This window comes from Cytophagales bacterium, from assembly GCA_033344775.1.
Lineage (GTDB): Bacteria > Bacteroidota > Bacteroidia > Cytophagales > Cyclobacteriaceae > JAWPMT01.
Genome location: JAWPMT010000005.1, coordinates 1071698 through 1093038, shown reverse-complemented (window position 1 = coordinate 1093038; position 21341 = coordinate 1071698). Strand labels below are relative to the sequence as shown.

The window sequence follows — 21341 nt, the reverse complement described above, 5'->3', positions numbered from 1 at the left end:
ATACTCCAATATATGTCGGATCAATTTTTAGATGAACTTTCCTTCCTGGAAATACTCGGAAGGTTGTTTGCCGAATCGATCTTTAAAGTTTTTGGTGAAATGGCTAAGGTATTTATATCCGACAGCATAGGACACTTCGGATACAGTCATAAATTTTTGCTCTTCAAGCATGATTCGGGCTTTTCTCAGCCGGTATTCTTTCACATAGCCTAGCAGGGATAAGCCGGTGTTCGATTTGACTTTTCTATACAAGCTTCTTTCACTGAGTTTCGTGGCATTTATGAGCTGTTCTGTGGTGATTTCTGCATCCAGGTGTTCATCGATGTATTGGTCGAGGTGCGTTCTCAAATCGGACTGAAAATCTTTCCATTCAATTTCATCTGCTTCTACACCTTCCTCGTCGATGTACTCTTGTCGTGCGCGCCGGGCATATAGCAGATTGGTCACCCGGACAAGCAATTCCTGAGGGTTAAAAGGTTTGAACAAATAATCGTCCACACCAAGATTGAGTATTTCCAGTTTGTCTTCTTCATCCGTTCTGGCGGTGAGAAATATGAAAGGTACGAAAGCGAATTTACCGGATTGCTTCACTAATGTAGCGAATTGGAGACCATCCATTTCTGGCATCATGTAGTCGCTGATGATCAGATCAGGTGTAACTTCTTTCAGGATTTCCAATCCCTGTTTGCCATTAGCGGCACTGGAGACATTGAATTGACTGGCAAGCAATTCGCTGATGAAGGCCTGCATTTCAGGATTATCTTCTACAATTAAAATATGTGGCCGGTCTTCCTCTTTATTTCCAATTTCCGGTGCGGGAACGGAGGACTCATTCAAGTGATATTTACTAGCCAACTCACTGGTCATCACTTCATTTTCCAGAGCAATTTCGTTCTCATTCAAATGTGTGTTCCCTTTCATGAAGCTCAAGACAAACTTGGCGCCATATTCATTGGTCACTACTACTTCTCCATGATGCAGGTCCATTAGCTCTTTGGTTAGGGCAAGGCCAACGCCGAGGCCTTCGCCACTTTTAACGGAAGGACTCTGATAAAACCGGTCAAAGACAAAAGGTAAGTCTTGTTCAGGAATTCCCTGACCGGAATCTTTTACCGTGATGTTAACGTGCTCTGCTGTCGTACTCATTTGAACGCGAATCACACCATTTTCGGGGGTGAATTTGAATGCATTCGCAATCAGATTGATGAGCATGGTTTCGAATTTGTCCGAATCCAGATAGATTTCTTCATCCTGTAGCAATTCTTTTTCTAGCTGAATGCTTTTGTTGAGGAACTTGGAGTCGAAAAAAGCCAAAACTTTTTCAATAATAGCTGCAGGTCTTACCAAAGAGGCTTTTAGTTGCATATTACCGCTTTCCAATCTGGAGATATCCAGGATGCTGTTGACCATTTTTAGGAGTCTTTCCGCATTATTAAATGATACCTTCAGGTTCTTTTCAAGGTTCGTACTCAAGTGACCGTAAGAATGATTGAGTGCCCTGGTAAGTGTGCCGAGTGTGAGGGTTAGTGGTGTTTTTAGCTCATGAGAAATGTTGACAAAAAAACGCTTCTTCAGGTCGTTCTGATTTTGGAGTTCTTTTGTTTGTTTACGCAATTGTTGGGTTCTTAAAGCTACTTTCTCCTCCAATTTCCTGTTTTCTGATTTAAGTCTTGTAGCATATAGTGCAATGATCCCATAGATGGTTCCACATCCTATGATCACATATAGGAAATAGGCCCATAGCGTTAAATACCAGGGTGGCAGTATAGAGAATTCTATCGTTGCGGGTATACTTTCCTGTCCATAAGTATTTCTGGATAGTACTTGAAAAGTGTACTGTCCGTGGGGAAGATTTGTATAGTCTTTGCTGGTTTCCTCAGACCAGTTGGACCAGGCACCATCCAAACCCTGAAGCTTCCACTTAAATAGGGAAGTTCCCTGATGGAAATCTGTGGTGAATTTGAAGCGAAACGAGTTTTGATTTGGCGCAAATATTAGTTGAGGCTTTTGGCCAAATCCCCCGAATAATACTGTATCGACATCCAGATGCCTGAAGCTTGTTATTTGACTATGAAACGCATTAGAAACTGGTTTGAGTTTCGGATTGAGGTGTGCCATGCCATTGGCACTTCCCACCAGCACATTTTCATTATCGATCACTCTTATGCTCATTGGTGAGTATTTCTTGTAATCGAGTCCAGGGAAAGCTTTTTTGATATACGCACCTTGTGAATTTTGTAGCAAATAGAGTTGATCTGAAAAGTAAAAGATATCTTCTCCTTCCTTTCGAATGATACGTATGGGTTCTTCTCCAGTAAGTTCAATTAAAGCAGGATCTGGTACAATTCGATCACTGATCTTATCGTACCGATAAATGCCCTTCTCGGTTCCAAAGTAAGGCTGCCCATCTATTCGAAAAACGTAATTGTTCTGGTTGCTTGGTAGACCATCTACTATTCCATACTTTTTCTCATCCAGAATGACCTGATTTTCAACATCGTAAACCAGTCGATAAAGTCCATCGGCCTTTCCACTTGCCCAGATATCTTGTCCCTCGCCCTGAATAATGAACTCAACACTGTTAAAGATGGGGTCAAACTCCTCAGTGGCCTTCCAGTGACCATTCATGTTTTTCACGTGGACCATAAAGCCTTCAAATCCACCCAACAATACATCATCGGATGCTTCGAATTTGAATCCCGTCCAATAAACTCTTTTGGGTAGATCCTCGATCGTTTCGAATTTGCCATATTTATTCATCACCAGACTTCCGTCAAGTTCAGAGGTCATGAATAAAGTCTCATCTGATTGAAAAAAATAGTGCCCAATATTTTCGTCGATTTGTGTGAATTTCTGATCCAGAAAAGGGTCGCCTAATTCATTCCATGATCCGCGAAAAGTGCCCTGTATTGTACTAAAATATAGTTGTCCGCTGAATAAAGTCATGTCATGGACTATACCGTCATGTCCGCCCGATGCGTTATCCAAATATGAGAATCTTGAGTTCAAGGTGATTTTACTGATCCCATTATAAGTTGCTACCCAAAGCACACCTGAGTTGTCCATGGCCACTCCAAAAACATAGTCATCAGTGAGTCCCATTGCTTTGTTGATGAATTGGATGGGTTCCCCGGATAGATCTGTGATCAATAATCCGCTCCAGCTACAGATGGCCAGGTAGTTATTGGAGAGTAGGTTGATCCGATAAACAAAATTGTTCTTGAGAAAGTCTTTGACTTGTGAGTTGATTGGGAGTTGTTCATCGGTATCAAAATCATAAAAGCCATTCTTGGTGACCATCAATTTTCTGCCATTGACTGTTACCGGACCGACCAGTGATTTTTCATAGAATTGAGCGATGGTTCCTTTCCTAAGGAATTTCCAGCCATCCTTGTTCAGGACATATATTTCGTCTCCACATACGCTGTAGTAGCCTTCAGAAAAGAGCGAGTAACAGTTGTCATTGACCCAGCGCTGTTTGGTGAAATTGACCACCTCTTTGGTCTCAGGGTTGATATAAGCAATGTCCGTAGAGCTTAGTGAAACGATTTGATCTTCCACTCTTGTTACTACCCTGACGGAACCAGGGATGGAATCGCCATGGATCGTCTCATTCAGTGAATGGTAGGTAATTACCCCATTTTCATTTGGTTGCAAATATCCCGATTCAGTGACGCCTCCCACGTAAATGGTCCCATCATCACTTTTGGTGAAGAAATAAACTGCTCCCTGATTAGGGAGTGGTACTTTGGTCCATTCCTGTCCATCGTAGATCAAAACCCCTTCCTCATTGCCAAAGTAGATTCGTTGATCGTCACCGATGATGACATCATAATTATTTACTGCCGCATCATAATCCGAAGTACCAAAATTTTCAATGAGTGGTAACCCAATAGATTTGATTTCCAGGGGTGGTTCCTGAGCCTGCAAGGCCCAGGAGAGCATGAGTAGTAGTAGGCAGGTCAGGAGTTGGCGGCTCATGCGGTTAAGATAGTAAGGTTTGAGAAATCAAAGCCTTAATTAAATCTTCATCGATCTCCGATCCCTGCAGCGTGATTTTCTGGTGATCTTTCAATCTCATACCGGTAAAGAAGGTCAACCAATGAAATTGCCTATACGCATTGGATGTTTGGCGTTGTATTAAGTAAGACGGATATGCTGACTAAACTACCTCCTCAACAACCCCAACACGTACCCATAGAAAGCTTCCCTATCCACGGTTTTTACAATGTGCACCCAATTTTCATTTCCTGCGGCGCGAATGGTTTGCCCTTCAGCGGGTAGTTCGGTGCGAACGGCCAGTTCTGCTCTTTCTGAGGTGAAGGTTTGCGGGATGCCCAGATAGGTGGTAGACAATACGTCCCACATGAAGTAGGTGTATTCATAGCTAGGAATGGTGTTGATGGTGGTCGCCCAGAATTGAGAAGCCAGGTTGGAGAGGGGAAATTGCTTTTGTGCGGCCAGTTGCCGTAAGAAGTTCATGCTGACAGGGACGCTGTTCGTTACATCCAGGGCAATCAGTTTAATGTCCAATCCCATTTTGAAAAGTTCTGCAGCCGCTTGAGGGTCCCAGTAGGCATTCCATTCGGCGGTTCCGTTGTGCTTGTGCGTACGGACATTTCCAGGTACATCTACGGCGCCTCCCATCCATATTACTTCTCCGACTTTTGACTTTAGTTCGGGATAAGTGCCTAGTGTTTTTGCCAGATTAGAGCAAGGCCCGGTAATGAGAAAAGTCAATTGCTCATTCGCTGATCTAAGCTTGGAGGCAATAAACTCATAAGCAGGCAAAGTGCTAAGTTGTTGGTTATTCCCTTGTATGGTGAGCATGTCGGGAAAGGCATTCAATACCATCGGTTGGGCGCGCCATTCCGTAGGAAAAGGATTGACTGCTCTGGCCTGACTTTTGGCTACCGATACGTTGGTTAGTCCGGTCATTTTCAGGAGTTTCAATGATGAGATGGTCGCATCTTCGAGAAAACAATCTGCTGGTGTGACCACTACGCCTTCCAGTTCCACATTTTCCATCTGCGTCAATAGTAGCAGAGAAAGGAGATCGTCTACACCACCATCATGATCGAATATGACGTGCTTTGATATCGTTTGAGCAGTTGCTGGATAAAAGCTTATTGTGGTGAAGAGGATTATAACCCCGAGTAGGAAGTTTTTGATGGCTTTCATGATCACAAATGTATGTGACCGAGATGTCTTGGTCTTTCAAAAAGGGAAGAGCATGCACAATAATTTTTGACATCAGTAAACCATCTTTTTAACCCAGACTATGAGAAAATGGCTAGAAGATTTTAAGATAGATCGAACTTCTCTTAAGAAGTGATCGCATGATGCCTCCGGAGTATGGTATTAAGAGCTGTTAATGCTGCCGGGAAGGAGGTTGGATCAGCGATTTCATCGTGAGTGATAATGAATACAGGATCTTTATCCAATTCTTCGTCCATTCTCATGGCTTCTTCGAGTCCTAATAAGGTTACATCCAATCCGTAGGATTTGAATTTGGAGTTGGCGATCAACTTTGTCCTTCTCAAATCCGCGTATGTGGCAAGAAAGGTAGGTTTCTTACCAATGGTTTTCCAACAGTAATCAATGACCGAGGTATAACTTTCTTGCACAGGAGAAGACAAGGCGGTAGAAACCACAATGGCTTCTATTTCGTCAGAACGATAATTACTGGCATCATGGAGTTGATTAAGAGGGACAGGAGTGGCTCCTGTAGATTCGACCAGTTTTTTCATTTTCTCTACAATGAGAGCACTTGGTCGGGCTAATAAAAAATATTTCATGATCAGGCTTTGGCGGTAGCACATGAATAGCCTGGTTCTATTCATTCAAAATTACTATCGCTGATTGATCACCAAAATCAATTGTCATGAAGGTGTCAAGATCACGTTGAAAGGGAAAAGTTTAATGACTACACAGGTTGATTTTTAGTTGGTATTGGTAGTTGGCTATTCAAATGAAGAGTGATTATTGGGGGTTGTAGCAATTCACTTGTATGAATTGAGAGGTCAATAACGGAGCTGGAAGAGGGGACGATTAAGCAAGTTGACTTTTTTTGAGAGTACAGAATTAATTGTTTTGGATCTTAAATTCATGAAATTACCTGGTGATATGTTGAATCGAAACCTGATCATGCTCTTATTGTTGTTTTCCATTTTGCCAATCTGGATGTCTTGCAGTGGAGATAATGGAGGGATTGACCCTGTTCAGGGTGGAGAACAATTGTACACCAATGGTGCTATTTATACGGTCAATGAGCAACAACCCTGGGCCGAAGCAATGCTCGTTAAAGACGGTGTGATTGTGGCCATTGGAACGATTGAAGAAGTGACCCCTGAGGCCTCGAGTGATGCGCAAGTCGCGGACCTGTCGGGTGCTATGGTCATGCCAGGGATTCATGATGTGCACCTTCATCCTTTGGAAGCCGCTTCAGACAATTTTCGATTCATATTGGACGGTACCGAGACTGACCCTGAGAACTATGCCAGAGATATTGCCGATGCATTAGATCGCAATTCCAATTCCCCTTGGCTGTTGGGTTGGGGGTATGACTTCTATACGATACTTGATACAACCAGAGAACCCATAGAAATACTGGATGACATCTCCTCGACGCAGGCCATCATTGCAATGGAACAGACTTCTCATTCGATTTGGGTAAACAGTAAAGCCCTTGAGTTGGCGGGAATTGATGAAAATACACCTGACCCGACCGGCGGTGTGATCATGAAGGATGAGTTTGGTTTCCCCAACGGATTATTGATTGATAATGCCGGAAACCTGGTCGTGGACCTGGCTATCGCTTCCATTCCAGACAGTGAGGCAAACGACTATGATGGATTGATCAACTTCGCACTCCCGGAATTGGCGAGAAATGGCATTACCTCTATATGTGACGCCCGGACCTATTGGAAAAGAAATCACCATGAGACCTGGAGACGGGCAGAAGAGGAAGGGCAATTGACCGTCCGGGCCAATCTTGGATTGTGGGTTTATCCCACAGAGGATGATGACACTCAAATTGCCACGATCCAATCTTTGTATTCAAATGACCCCAATAGTTTTTTGAAAATCAATCAGATCAAGTTGTATGCGGACGGAATTGTGATCAATACGACTGCTGCATTGCATACCAATTACTTGTTGAACATCCTTCGAAGAACGGCTAATAATGGCTTGAATTACATCACACAAGAGCGCATGGCCCGATACATTGAAGCGCTGGAGCCGACTGGCTTTGACTTCCACATTCATGCGATCGGCGATCGTGGCGTACATGAAGCCTTGAATGCCATTGAAAGAAGTGGGACCGCCAACGGACGTCACCGACTTACTCATATCGAGTATGTAGATCCTGCAGATTATGACCGATTTACGCAGCTTAATGTTACGGCTGATGCGCAGGTAGTTGGGGATTTTGCCCAACCCGAAAATTGGAATGAAACCGATGAACTTATTGGCTCAGCATTGAACAATGCAGTAATTCCCATTAGGAGTTTGAGTGAAGCCAACGCACGCATTACCTTGAGTAGTGACTGGGATGTGAGCGCTCTGAATCCGTTTGTTGGTTTACAGAACGCCGTGACCAGAACACCGCAAAACCTTACGTTAGCAGAAGCCATAAAAGCGTATACCCTCAATGCTGCTTACGTGATGCGGCAAGAGGATAAAGTTGGATCACTTGAAGTAAGCAAAGAAGCTGATTTCATCGTCTTAAACCAGAATATTTTCCAGGTCGATCCCAGCCGGATCAACCAAACCAGGGTGATCAGAACGTACCTACGAGGTGAGCTTATCCATTCCAACTAACACAGAAGTTGTGAACTTAATTTTATGAGATCAAAAACTCCCGTCTTCGCGAGGAGGCGGATCGCTAGCCCGGCGATATTATACGGGAGTTTCTTAATTCAAGAATCGAAGATTGACTTATAGGCAATGCTAGGTATGATTTCTTCCACTTTTCATTGATCACAAATTTTCAGGTCTTGCATTCATGCTTTAATTGACACCTTATCCAATTATAAGCACCTTCTTAAGGTGATACCATTCGAGTGTTTTTTGAAGGAATACGTATTAATACGTATCCTGTTAAATGCGTTTTTATACGCTAAAGTTGGCTGATCCTGCCAGCTACTTTTGATGTGCTTTCCTACTCCTATTATTCACTTAAAGCAAGCCTTTATTGCCATGAGAAAAGCATATCTACTTACTGTAATTCTACTCTTGACGCTGAAGCTTTCATCAGTCGCTCAATACGATTCCTATGTGCAGGATAGCCTGCTGGTCGTCTATGATAACGATATTGGTGATTCACTGGCGATCGCTTATGATCTTTTAAGTGAGGATACGGATACGACCTGGATATTATCGGTAACAGGAACCGGGATCACATTTGATGCTACTGCCGGAACTGTTTCTTTGACAGATTCAGCTTATTTGAAATCGCTTTTTGGCCCCGATACACTCGCAACACTTCCAATGAATTCAGATTTTGCGATAGCCGACCTCATCGATGAAGGCTGGCAATTGGACAATGGCAATCCGATCAAAGTGAGTGGACATTCTTTTTTGCCCGAATTGATCCATTTGACTCATATCGGCGGTAATAAAACAGATAGTACAGGACATAGTCTTTCGGGTAAATTCGATTTCAGTGAACTGGATCGGAAGTTTTCTTTGCCGGAAAATACCCTTCATTTCGTTAATCAATATGTCCAGAAACTGGACACTTTCTCTTTGACCGATACCTTCAGTTTTTCGTTCGCCGGATTCAACTTCAAGGATGTGGAAGTTGAAGTCAAGTATGAGTTGTCCGGAAATTTTGAAGTGTCGGGTAGTGTGGATTTCATTGTTGGAGAGGATACTCTCAAAGCACAACTAGGCAATGCTGATCAGGGGCTGCCAGGTATCGAACTTAAGGACGGTAAGGTCAGCTCATTGCTGATCTATCTCAATACTTCATTTTCATTGCTGGATTTTGATTTTTCAACTGATGAAGCCTACATCAAATATGAGCCAGAGGAGGAGAATTTCCTCTTTTATGGAGACACATTGAAAGTAGCTGTGCATGATGACTCCCTGACGCTGGGGTTAGGTACAGCCAGTGATCCTGGAGGATACTTGAAAGATGGAGCAATCGTGACCCTCAGGTTTCACCTATATGAGGGTGAAGTGTTGGGATTGTTTTTGAGAGGGGAGTCTCTGGTATTCGACTATGCGGCTGCGAACGAGCAGTTTAAAGTGTATGGCGGTCCTGATACCCTTGGCTTTGTGCAACAAAAAAAGAATGCTGACAATAGCACAACTACCACATCGCATGAAATGGTGTTGTCTTTCGGTACGGCGACGGCACCGGGACTGCAATTCAAAGCAGGTGAATTACTTGAAGTAGACCTCACCGTGACGGATACCTTGAGCATTGAATCAGTAGGTTTATTCCTTGACGAGGTTACGATTGATTATGATCAGGACAGTGCCCTTTTTGAGCTATATGGCACTTCCATTGGATTCGCATTGAGCCATGATACGCTGACCCTGGGATTTGGTGATGCTGAACAGCCTGGTTTATTATTCGGTGAGCAAGGCCTTGAAAGCATCCATTTATTTCTGAACGATACAATTTCCATTGCCGGACTGTCGCTGTATTCCGATAGCGTTACTTTTCAATACAACAGCGATTCTGCTTTTTACGAGATATACGGGCCATCATTAGGTGTTGGTTTTGAAGGGCATGATTTGCTTGTACAACCGGGTACAGAAGATGACCCTGGGGTGATCTTTAAGGATGGTGAATTGTTTCATGCCAACTTCGGCCTATCGGATACGATCAGCCTGGGAGGAGCTTCTTTCAAAATGCAGGATGCCTTCTTCGAATATGATCGTGCCAATGATCATTATGAGATCTACGGTGGTCCTGTTGATCTACTGATTGTAAAAGACAGCATTGAAGGCTCCCTGGGTACTGCGGATGATCCAGGGTTGGTTATAGATGATGGGGCTTTGGAGTCGATCAATCTGACATTGACCTCAGGAGGTAAACTTCTCGGCTTTGAACTCCTCTCTGATGGTATCGATCTGCAATGGACCAAAAGTAGCGATCAATTTGAATTGAGCGAGGGCTCCCTTGAATTGAAATATGATCAGGACAGCCTGCAGGTGAGTTTTGATAAAACCGGAGATGCATTGATCATCAAGTCAGGTGAAGTACAGCAATTTCTGGGAGAACTGACCAGTAATTTTTCGATAAGTGGTCTGGACTTAAGCACGGACAGTCTTTTGTTTCAATATGAGCCTGATAGTGCTGTGTTTGAGTTGCATAGTGGTGTGGCACAAATTCACTTTGATCAGGATAGTCTTGTGGCCTATTTCGGAAATGACAGCCTTCCGGGTGTAGTCATTGATAGCGGCAGGGTAGTGGATGTTGCCTTTGTGGCGAGCGCGCATGAAGAGTTGCTAGGATTGACGGTAGGTATCGATAGTCTGGGAGTCGTTTATGAAAGTACAGAAGGTCTGCTATCCATGTATGACCGGGAAATATTGGTCGTAGTAGACTCGGATTCCATTGAAGCCAGCCTCGGCAGTCCTTCTAATCCTGGATTGGTATTCCGATATGGTGAGTTGGAGCAGTACAGTATCGGAATCACCAGTGACTTTAAGTTTCGCGGGATTGAGATCCAACCTGAAGACCTGGTATTTGCTTACGATTTCGGGCAAGAGCATTTTGAGATGTACGATAGCATCAAGGTGGTGATTGATGGCCAGGAGATTGATTGCTTTCTCGGTGATGAAGAAGATCCCGGAATCATCCTTGTGGATGGGAGTTTGACAGCACTTAACGTAGAAGTCAACAGCGATATCACGCTCGGTGGAATGGAACTGCTTACCACTGGAGCAGGCATACGCTGGCCGGACAGTGTGACGAGTGCCAATCAAACAGCACTATTTGGAGACTTTCAGGTGAAGGAATTGTGGAATGCGGACCTTTCTCTGGGAAATGATAGTCAGCCAGGTATTCTCATCATTGAAAAAGACGGTAGTTCCTCATTTGAAGTGGAGAACCTGGATGTGAAGTTGGGAGAGGTACACGTAGGGTTTGCCACCATCGAAAACATGGAATTGAAATATGATCCTGATACCTTGATGGTAGCTTGTACCTTGATTGTCAGTGACAACTTCGAGGCACTTGGAGACATTGAATTGGTAAGAGACTCGCCTGATGATACCTGGGAATTGAACAACCTTGGTCTGGGTTTTGAGATTTTACCTCCTAATGAAGGACTGCCGCTAGGACCTGTCTTCCTGCAAGGGGCTAGTGCACAGGTCAATAACCTGACACAGGAAAACGACTTACAAATTGAAGGAAGCTTCCAGTTGAGTAGTGGAGAACCCTACAGCTTTGATGGAAATGAAGGGTTCTTGATGTTTCTGGATGCCACAGGAACCTATGATCCCGGACAATTTGATCTGAACCTGGACCTGTATATAGGCGCGTACTTTGATGCGGATGCAACACCCAATTGGAGCAGTACCATTGGTGATGCCACCCTAAATGCCGATTTTAATTGGGCCGAGGATTCGTATACGCTCAGTGGTGAGGTGCTGATTCCTACCGACTATGGTGTAAAAACTACCACAGACATCATTATTAATAATAACGTGACTGCCGTGTATGGTGAGGTGGAAGTTCGAGTTCCCGAAAGCTGGGACTTCATCGGTGGAGATGTGTTGGGAGATATCGGTGGCGCCCTCTATTTGGATCATAACAATTCCGATGATAGCTATGCGGCTGGCTGGACTACTTTTGATATCGGATGTATCTCCTGCGACCACTGGTACTGCGATGGAGACTGGAGACGTTGTTTGTTCAGTGGGACCTATGGGTTGCAGTACAATTTTGGTGAGGAGAGCTTTTCTGAAATTGGACAATCAGGAGTAGACAATATTCAGAAGCAATTCAATGCGAGTCGTGCCTTTGGTATTGACAATACCCTCCAGAAGCAGACCTTTGAAGTCATGATTTCTGACGAAGAAGTAGCAGACCACATGACAGTCAAGTTGCTTTTCGATCAGGAAGTAGATCCGGATAGCTTAAGCCTGTCGGTGATCGGGCCGCATAAAATGCATGAGCCCTCGCTGACCTTATACGATTCCATCAATGGGTACACTGCCGTAGAGAGTTTGGATTCTATTCCGCAAGGCACCATGCTTTCTGAAATCACTTTATCCATTGCGGAATCCTTTCACGAAGGGAAGACAACTCAGAATTTTAAATCAAATAGCCAGGCAGATCCCAAATTACCAGAATTGGAAAAAGGGATGTATGAAATCGTGGTGATGGCTCCCGCGCAGGTAACAATGGAGTCAGTTTTAGGTCACTCCAAGACTTTGATTGACCTGGAAGTTTCCTATGATCAGTCCAGTAATATGGCGGAGATCAAGACTTTCAGCTGGGTTCCTCAGGTTCATTTACAGGCATCTTATGATTCTACAACCAATACGATCCATCATAATCACAAGCCCACTCCTCATGCCACGAATAGTGAGAAAAATGCAGCAACCATCAAGGTTTTTGTAGATACGGATTCGGTCGGGTATGATGGAAAGCTGATCGGAGAGTTCCACGAGCTGGACAGTACTTTTCAGAATGGCATCCAGATCCATACCACGGATTGGGAAGTAGTTGGAAACAAGCCAGGAGAACCCCATTACTTCTATGCGACTATTGCCGATAAAACGAATGCTCCGGTATTGTCCAAATATTCTGCAGGGATCACTCCTGTGAGCAGGATTACCGGGCAATTGGTCAATGTGGATGGAAGTGAAAAAGGCGTGTCGGGTGTAGTTGTATTTCTTGACCTCAATAAGAATGGGAAGCTGGACCTGAACAGGGTGCCTAAGCGGCAAGGGGAGACCCCACATAGTTCCCATCAGTTGGATGGTGCTGAACCCAGTAGTGTCACCGATGCAAATGGCAATTTCTACTTCGATGGCCATCGCCATAGTGGAAAAGGGTTGGAACCGGCCGATTACTCCTTAGAGTATTATTTGAAAAGGGGATTTATGACGGATCAGGAGTCCCCGGTTAGCAGAGGACATGTCATCCAATATGTCGGCGAGCCAATATCGGTAGAGGTTAAAATCAGTAAGAAATAGCAAATGCGAATCGATATGAAATACGCAACATTAAAAGTGCTAGTGCTGTGCATGGTGTTAGCAGTTCAGTCCTTAGTAGCACAGGATTACACGATCACCAATGAAACCACGCACGACCAGAATCACTTCGGATGGTACATCTCCGGAGCAGGAAACCATTGTGCCATATCAGACCCTCGAGATGTGATTTCTGATTATGGTAATGGGAGTGTCAGTCTATACAGAAGAAGAGGTGGTACCTGGCGATTCACGCATCGGATTACACCAAACAACCCTGAGAAGCATGGGCTTTTCGGTCACAAAACAGTCATGACAGACTCCCACCTGGCCATTTCGGCCATCGGAGATTCCCGACAAGGGTTCATGGCGGGAGCGGTGAGTATCTATCAGTTACAAGATGATGCCTGGACCTTGATATCGGAAGTACTTCCGGAGAGGAGTGATGACAAGGTACAATTCGGTGCTGCCCTGGCTATGGACGCTAACTATTTGTTTGTTGGAGCATCTGGTGCAAAGAATCACACCGGTGAGGTATATGTCTACGCCATAGAAGGAAATACCGTCACTTTGCTTCAAACCATAGATGCGCCGCATCCGGTAGGATATGAGTTTGGTAAGACGCTTCAGCTGGTAGGTAATACACTCATCATAGGTGCTCCTTCAACTGCGAAAAGTGTGATGAAAGGAGGGGTTTTTGTTTATGAGTTGATGGATGGTGTTTGGCAAAAGGTGCAGGACATTGAACCGGAAGACGAAGAAGTAGGCTCCTGGTTTGGATATGCCATAGCGGCAGATGAAAACAACCTGTTTATTTCTGCCCCTCACAATAATGTGCCGCATGCAGATGGAAATGAATATGCTTTTGCAGGAAAGGTTTATCACTACATTAATCAGGGCGACACATGGAGTTTGAACACCGAAATCTTGCAAGAGACCCCTCATAGTCATAATTTCTTTGGTTATCAGTTGCAGGTTGACAATGGCGAACTCTTCATTTCATCTCCTAATACTGATGGAGCGATTAAGGATCAGGGAGTCATCTATAAATACACCAACGAAACCGGAGCGTGGACTGTAGCTCAGGAGTATCGGCTTTCTGATGGGACGAAAACTCACCTGGGGCACAGTTTTCGATCCATCGATGGTGAAATACTGGCTGGAAACGGAGGACAAAAAAAGGAATCCAACAGGGGGACTGTGACGGTTTTCAACGATGGGTATGTCCCGTTGAGTGCTGATAAGCTGACGGAGCCTATTCAAGTGAGTGTATACCCCAACCCATCATCCGAACGCGTCCAAATTGAAGTGGACGAGATGAGGGCACATAAGCTTGCTCTCTTTGATTTGAATGGCAGGCAAGTACTGACCAAAGTTTTCATGAGACGAACGGAAATAGATGTGAGTAACCTGAATCCAGGGCTCTACATCATCTCCCTAAAAACTAAAAACCAGCATGTCAGCAAGTCACTGCTGGTCAGATAAGCTGATTGAAAATTACAACCCGCAACAACCCTTACAATCGCTCGGTATCATGCCGGGCGATTGCTTTTTATGAATTCTTAGGAAATTAAAACTTGATCCTGGCGAATCCGTCGGCGCTTTTTCTGCGCTTTTTTACATCCAGATCCTGCGCATCGATGTTGCCAAAGCCATCCAGTTCCAGGTCAGCTCGATCGGCTTTTCCGTAGACTGTCAATTGAATGAAGCCATCTACATCGATTTGAAGGTCTTCTACATCGACTTCCAGATCTCCTTTGATGAACCCATCTGCTTTGATGTCCAGATCTCTGCTAGTTAATGGATCATAGCTGATCATGTTTACGAAACCATCCATGTCCATTCGGTTGATGCCCGTATGAATAATGGTCAGCCGGATTTTGCGTTTGTTTTCACGATCATTTTCAAAGCCTAAGTGCAGGGTGCCATGTTTGACCTCACTGATGAACTCCCTGACGTGATGCTCTTTTTTTCCCTGTATCTTGATAGAAGGCGTTTCACCTTGCTCGAAATAGATCCTGGCATTGCCATCAAAATCTATGGCATCAAAGACGTCCAGCGGCCTGGTTTCGGAGTACTGAGCTTGAGCAGCGAACAGGATAACAAAAGAAAACGCGAAGAGTAGAAAATTCCTTTTCATAGAGTTGAGTTTTGACTATTTACGGATTAGATGCAAAAAAGGTGTGAAGGGTTGCGTAGTTAGACGAAAAGGTTTTGAACTTGCTTTATCATTCTCTTATTTGGTGCAAATAATTGGATGTCCGAGTGATTGCCTCGCTGGAAGGACAATGCACTTATTTTAGAAAATGGAAGTATCTTGCCAATCTAAAACATAAAAAAATAACTATGCACTACATTTATTCATTTCTCATTCTTTTGATGCTTTCATTTTTCCAGCCAGAAAACATTAAAAACAACGAGTCAAATCAAGCCACACAAGCAAGCGGTGGTGGCAGTGTAACAGATGATCCATTTAATAACGGGAATTAGTCATTATTATAGTCGGGGACACCTTGCATAGATGTCCCCTTATCCTCTCAGCTTAATCTCAAAGCCAATACAAAAGTTTCAATTGCCCTTCTTTCATTGATTTATAAGGGCTATAATTCTGGAAATTTCGAATAGAAATAACCGGAGATGTTGATCTCCCCCGCTCCACCACCACACTCTCTACATGAGATGTTTGTTTCACTTAAAATAGGTTTCTGTTGAGCTTATGAGGCTTTTTTCTTTTAGATGTGTATTAAGAATGTTATGGCTATGTGTAGCTACATACTCACACAATTTTTTAAAACCTTTCTAAACTACTTAATACCTTGATTTGTGCACATCATAAAATAAAATTGCAGCATTTTCAGTTTATTCCTTACTATAATTTCTAACAAGAGTAGGGTTACTGTCATTTAGTGTTGTTTCGTTTTTTAGGAGTCGTATCAAAAGCATTTGATCTTAGGAGGCCAACGTTCCTGAAAAGGGCGTTTCTGAATAGGAATTGAATATTTCGATTGTTGAATTACTTAATATTTGGTTAACGTTTTTTGACTTTTCGTAAAAAAAAGCTAGGTTCGATTTTAAATAGCTAAAACCTAAATAAGTTAGCTAAAAAATAAAATTTCATTCATTTAAGTCAGAGTATGGGACTTAAAGTAGCGAAGCTGTGCCCTACAGTTAATTAATCATCTCTTTCAAGACAATTCTATTAACCGCATAGACATCTTAAAATAACTTTTGTGGGTATGTAGCGGAATTCTCTTGTTCGCAAGACCGACCCTAAACCCAGTTTTTGTTGGAATTACCCCTCTAACATAGAGTACATGCTACGTAATGTGCCGATTAAGAATTTGAAGCCTTTATTCACATATAATTAAGCCTTATGGAAAATGAAAAAATAGTAGACCTATTAAAAGGTATAATAGCTAATGACCTGGATATAAACATTTCTGAGGAAGAGCTCGATGAAAACATATCACTGTTTGAAGACGGCATTGGTCTTGATTCAATTGCTGTTGTCCACTTAATTACCAGGATAGAAAAAAATTTCGAAATCCAAATAAATGACAATGAGATCAGTACTAAGGATTTCAAGTCATTGACAGTGTTGTCAAAGCTTATTGAAAACAAATTACAACATGAGCACCATTGAGATATATCCAACTCGTAAAATATTTGTCACCAATTATCCTGAGTTCAAATACTGGCGGAACATCAGTTCCCAGGGGATTAGTGAAGTAACTCCACCAACTGACGATGATACACCACTAAGTCTTTATATCCATATCCCTTTTTGCTTGCAGCGGTGCTCATTTTGTTTCTTCCTGACATTAAAGTACGAAGACCTGGCACAGATAAACAGATATGTCGATACGGTCTGCAAAGAGATCAAATTGGGTAGTGAAGTGCATGGGCTATCACGGAGAAAAGTAAAATCAATATACTTCGGTGGGGGTACTCCAAGTATCTTGGGTGATGAACACCTTACGAAGATTGTTACCGCCTTGAGTGATAGCTATGACATTTCGGAAGCAGAAATGACCATTGAGATAGAACCTAAAATCGTAAAGAAGAAGAAAGTTCGCATACTCAATGACCTGGGTTTTACCAGAATTAGTTTGGGAGTCCAATCCTTCAATGATGATGTATTGGAATTAAGTAATAGAAATCATACCCGTGCACAGGTAAGGGAAGGATTGGAATTGATGTTAGCAGAAAGCAATGCCACGATTAATATCGACTTGTTGAGTGGTTTGGCGAATGACACCTACGAGACGTGGAGCCAAAGTGTGCAGGAAGCGGTTGATATGAAAATCCACAACATCACGGTCTATAAGATGCAGACCTATTCCAATACTGATTTCTTCAAACATGGAGTCCGGAGGGATGACATCAAGTTACCGACTGACGAGGAGGAGTTTGATTATATGAATCTGGCCCTGGATAAATTCGAGGAGTACAACTACCAAGCGTCTACTTATTTTACATTTAATCTCGATGGAGGATATCAGGATGGGCATCTGAAGAATATCTGGAATGGAGGTGATATGTACCCAATAGGAATTTCCAGCTTTGGAAATTTGGGTAAATCATGTTTCCAAAATACAAGTAACCTCAACACATATTATGAAAAGCTCGATAAATCAGAGTTGCCTGTTATTAGAACATATGACTTGTCGCATGCTGAAGGTGCGATTAGGTACATACTACTCCGTGCAAAATTGACTACTATCCATTTTGATGGGTTTGAGCAGATGTTTGGCTTTGATTTGAGAGAAGTGATCCGGCCGACTCTGTCCGAGCTCGAAAGCGAAGACTATATCCGAATAAATCACGATGAAATAAAGGCAACTAGAAAAGGGATCTTATTTGGAGACTATATAGGAATGAGAATAGCAGTAGCTCTTAAGGAGTATTTCAAGCTCGACAAATTGTTGATGTCTACGGAGATTTAATTTTCATCACACTGATTAATTGGTCTACTTTAATCATTTCTTGAAATATCGTACGCATGCCTGATATAATGGCCTATGAAGAAGTAAACGAAAGTTCCAGTTGCGGGGCTAAAGCCAAAAGTTTAATTCATTTGGGCAAAAATCATTTTAACATTCCAGATGGTTTTGTTTTATCGTATGATGTATTTGAAAAGTACAAAGCTGATCATGCTTACGTAGATGTCATTTCCAATGAAATACATGATAGCTACAAGGATCTTTCTAAGCGATCTGGTCATTCAGCTGTTGCAGTAAGGTCCTCCGCATCTGTAGAAGACTCCAATCAAGCCTCTTTCGCAGGTTTATTTGAGACTTTTTTGAATGTGGATGGCATAGATCATGTGATTCATTGTGTTAAAAAGTGCTTTGATGCCCTGGATGCAAAAGTCTTGTATGATTATGCTCAAAAGCGAAATATAGACAAGCGTCAACTGCGACTGTCATTGATCATACAATCGATGATCAAGCCTTTATGTTCAGGTGTAATGTTTACCAAACATCCCTATAGAAACGACAATATGGTGATTGAGTCAAATTTGGGCTTGGCTCAATCTGTGGTATCTGGGGCAGTAGTACCTGATTACTACGAAATTGACCTTGGAGCAGATGAATATCATATCACGAGCAAAATAGGAACTAAAGAGTTCAGTTTTTCTGTGGGGAGCAATGAGGTTGTTGAGCAGCAAGTAAGCAAAGAGAAGCAAAGCAAAAGCTCTCTCACCAGGGAAAACCTGGAGCAGCTAATCGCCCTAGGTACTGAACTAGAGCACCACTTTGGGCAGCCACAGGATATAGAATGGACCTTGTCGGAAGACAACACCATAGTTGTGCTTCAATCAAGACCTATAACAATAGGTAAAGCGATGGTGCTTTGAAGGGTGATGCTTAGTACCACACTTCAACACTTTAATTCCTCATGTTAATCAGGTTACTGTTTGACGGCCCTACCGTTTAGCTTTTGAAGCATGCTTTTAGAGCCTATCTAGTGGCGCAAACTCTTGTACACTCAATTTGAATTTAAAAATCAAAAAAATGTCTTGATGGCAAAAATTCCAGAATTAGAAATTTTTTGTGAGAAGCTGAAAAATTCGATCAAAGCATCGGGTAGTTCAGACACGTATACTCAAAAGTGGGGAATGGGTTCATTGGACGAAATCTTTACCATTCTTGGCAATAACTATCAAGGTGGCTACGCATCACATAAACGTGCCATAATGTCTACTGAAACAGGAAGTTCTGTGCTAGATGTTGGGCCTGGAATGGGTTATTGCGTATTTATGCTCGCCGAGATATACGATCAGGTCTTTGTCGCAGAACCAGATGCTGATAATTGTAAGTTGATCGAGAAGATTGCTAGCAAGTATGTCACCGAAGATGGTCGACCGGCCTCTGAAATAGTGAACTGTATCAATGCTGGAATCAATATTACAGACGAAGCTGTGAAATACTGGGAATTAAAACGAAAGATGCTCAGCAGAAATGGCTCAAGCGGCGGAATATTGAACTACACAGTTACGGGTGCTCAGGAACTTGAAGATGTCTTTCAACTAAAAGTAGATAGGATATATCTGCATAAAGTCATGTCGAGTCTAAGTATTTCAAATAACATACAAAAGGTAATTGACACGCTCATGTCGAAATATATTAGTCAGGGAGGAATACTATCCTGGACAGAACCCACTTACATCTTTAGCCAGTTTTTCGAGGAAGAAAATATGGAGGTTATTTCAAAAAGAATCGAATCTCATGATCCGGTAAAAAGACAGACAGAGGTTCTTCAATACGATCTGAACTACGTCAACAAAGGAATTAAAGAAGTAAGCAATTGGGTATCATTTGCAGTGAAAAATGGAAAACACTAAAACATCAGTTTTAAAAGGAACCAGCGCCTCTCCAGGTAGAGCCTCTGGTATGGTTAAAATAGTCAAAGAACTCGGTGATCTGGACAAAATCACAGACCAGGACATCATGGTAGTGGGAGAGAATAACCCCATTTACGCTACTGGTCTTATGCAATGCAAAGGGCTGATATGCGAGAAAGGAGGTCTACTTTCTCATATATGCATAGTGGCGGGAGAGCTGGGGATTCCATGCCTTGTAGATGCCAATGGTGCACTTGAAAAGCTGTCGGATAACGATCATATCGTATTAGATGCAGACGAAGGAACAGTATATTTCGGATGAGCAGGTAGAATGGATTGATGATTTTAAAAGATCAATCTGGGCACTTTGGGCACAAGATGGGAAAAATACCTGGCCCATAGATTTGAATAGCATTATTCACCTCTTTATTCAGGAATTTTTCGAAGAGCTCACATCAGAAATCAATGCGCTTGAGTCAGAGGGACTAAGTAAGTATGAGATAAGCAGAAGGTTTAAATCTCCAGGAAGAATCATAAGGCTTATGGTGCCGCTGATCATGGGGATGAAAAGAGCCAAATTGCACGTTAGTGAGATACACGCTCATATTACGCGAATGATCACTTTTGTCCAGCAAACTAAGGCCGGAGACATTTTTAACAAAACCGGTGCTAATCATATTTTAATTGATTCAGAGCTCGAAAAGTTGCTTAATAACTCCTTAGAACCCTCCGCACATCAGGAATCGATTTTAATCCATAGACTATGTTCGATCCTTTATGCATATTCCGAAACCATTTTTTTCAAGACTCATGGATTGGTCAGAGAGTTTCACGGACCATATGTGTCTGATAAGTTGGAGTTTATAGTTAGAGATTACATCGATCTCAACTGTTCACACCTTTGGAAAGAGCTTGCTGATTTTGAGATTAATAATATTCGGGTAATTACCGGATACAAACCTTGCGGACTGAAAGTCGACATATTCAGCAATATCTTTAAAGACGAGGGGGCAAATACGACCAAAAACTTGTCACAGCATCGGATACTGGTTAATGGCAAGGACATTGAGGTTCAGCAAATACCAGAATTGATAAAAAAGATTCAGGGTATGATGATTGTCATTGGCAAGCGGATAGAAAAAATGGAGTGGAAAGATTTGGCTATGAAGTATGCTGAAATATTCTGGTATTCAAAAAATGACCTGACCGGGACCGACGTTCCACAAAAAGTGATCGATAATATTCGATCGGGAAGTCCGAGTGAAAGGCTTTCAAAAATTGATTCCGAGCAATTATACAAAATGCTGAAATTTTCATTTTAGGCAAACGG

General features: G+C 42.6%; 14 protein-coding genes. 10 read left to right on the top strand and 4 right to left on the bottom strand.

Annotated elements, in window-relative coordinates; all coding sequences use genetic code 11:
- Positions 1-27: 27 nt before the first annotated feature.
- From R8G66_22100 to R8G66_22090, 3 genes are all read right to left on the bottom strand, one after another.
- The gene (locus R8G66_22100; protein ID MDW3195082.1) at positions 28-3981 is read right to left on the bottom strand and encodes a response regulator; all 3954 of its coding nucleotides are present in this window, start codon (positions 3979-3981) and stop codon (positions 28-30) included.
- 186 nt (positions 3982-4167) lie between these two features.
- Positions 4168-5181 carry a nucleoside hydrolase gene (locus R8G66_22095; GenBank protein MDW3195081.1) on the bottom strand — a complete coding sequence of 338 codons (1014 nt, stop codon included), beginning with the start codon at positions 5179-5181 and terminating at the stop codon, positions 4168-4170.
- 143 nt (positions 5182-5324) lie between these two features.
- Positions 5325-5798, bottom strand: coding sequence for a hypothetical protein (locus R8G66_22090; GenBank protein MDW3195080.1), 474 nt, complete (start codon positions 5796-5798; stop codon positions 5325-5327).
- A gap of 310 nt (positions 5799-6108) precedes the next feature.
- Here R8G66_22090 and R8G66_22085 point away from each other — a divergent pair, with 310 nt between their 5' ends.
- The 3 genes from R8G66_22085 (at position 6109) to R8G66_22075 (ending at position 14649) form a co-directional block, all read left to right on the top strand.
- Positions 6109-7824, top strand: a complete 1716-nt coding sequence (locus tag R8G66_22085) for an amidohydrolase (protein ID MDW3195079.1) — start codon at positions 6109-6111, stop codon at positions 7822-7824.
- Between the two features lie 378 nt (positions 7825-8202).
- Positions 8203-13167 (top strand): hypothetical protein, encoded by a 4965-nt coding sequence (locus R8G66_22080; protein ID MDW3195078.1) that lies wholly within the window; start codon positions 8203-8205, stop codon positions 13165-13167.
- A 15-nt stretch (positions 13168-13182) separates the two neighbouring features.
- Positions 13183-14649, top strand: a complete 1467-nt coding sequence (locus tag R8G66_22075; GenBank protein MDW3195077.1) for a T9SS type A sorting domain-containing protein — start codon at positions 13183-13185, stop codon at positions 14647-14649.
- An 85-nt stretch (positions 14650-14734) separates the two neighbouring features.
- Here the strand turns inward: R8G66_22075 and R8G66_22070 are convergent, their stop codons facing one another.
- Positions 14735-15304 (bottom strand): DUF2807 domain-containing protein, encoded by a 570-nt coding sequence (locus tag R8G66_22070; protein ID MDW3195076.1) that lies wholly within the window; start codon positions 15302-15304, stop codon positions 14735-14737.
- 125 nt (positions 15305-15429) lie between these two features.
- Here R8G66_22070 and R8G66_22065 point away from each other — a divergent pair, with 125 nt between their 5' ends.
- From R8G66_22065 to R8G66_22035, 7 genes are all read left to right on the top strand, one after another.
- The gene (locus R8G66_22065) at positions 15430-15654 is read left to right on the top strand and encodes a hypothetical protein (GenBank protein MDW3195075.1); all 225 of its coding nucleotides are present in this window, start codon (positions 15430-15432) and stop codon (positions 15652-15654) included.
- Between the two features lie 883 nt (positions 15655-16537).
- Positions 16538-16807, top strand: a complete 270-nt coding sequence (locus R8G66_22060; protein MDW3195074.1) for an acyl carrier protein — start codon at positions 16538-16540, stop codon at positions 16805-16807.
- Positions 16794-18110 carry a coproporphyrinogen-III oxidase family protein gene (locus R8G66_22055; GenBank protein ID MDW3195073.1) on the top strand — a complete coding sequence of 439 codons (1317 nt, stop codon included), beginning with the start codon at positions 16794-16796 and terminating at the stop codon, positions 18108-18110. The genes R8G66_22060 and R8G66_22055 overlap by 14 nt, the downstream gene beginning before the upstream one ends.
- Positions 18111-18166: 56 nt before the next feature.
- Entirely contained in the window at positions 18167-19024 is an 858-nt protein-coding gene (locus R8G66_22050; GenBank protein MDW3195072.1) for a PEP/pyruvate-binding domain-containing protein, read from the top strand.
- A 165-nt stretch (positions 19025-19189) separates the two neighbouring features.
- Entirely contained in the window at positions 19190-20011 is an 822-nt protein-coding gene (locus R8G66_22045) for a hypothetical protein (protein MDW3195071.1), read from the top strand.
- Positions 19998-20333: a PEP-utilizing enzyme gene (locus R8G66_22040; GenBank protein MDW3195070.1), complete on the top strand. Its 336-nt coding sequence runs from the start codon at positions 19998-20000 to the stop codon at positions 20331-20333. The genes R8G66_22045 and R8G66_22040 overlap by 14 nt, the downstream gene beginning before the upstream one ends.
- Positions 20302-21333 carry a hypothetical protein gene (locus tag R8G66_22035; GenBank protein ID MDW3195069.1) on the top strand — a complete coding sequence of 344 codons (1032 nt, stop codon included), beginning with the start codon at positions 20302-20304 and terminating at the stop codon, positions 21331-21333. Before R8G66_22040 ends, R8G66_22035 begins: the two co-directional genes overlap by 32 nt.
- Positions 21334-21341 lie beyond the last annotated feature (8 nt).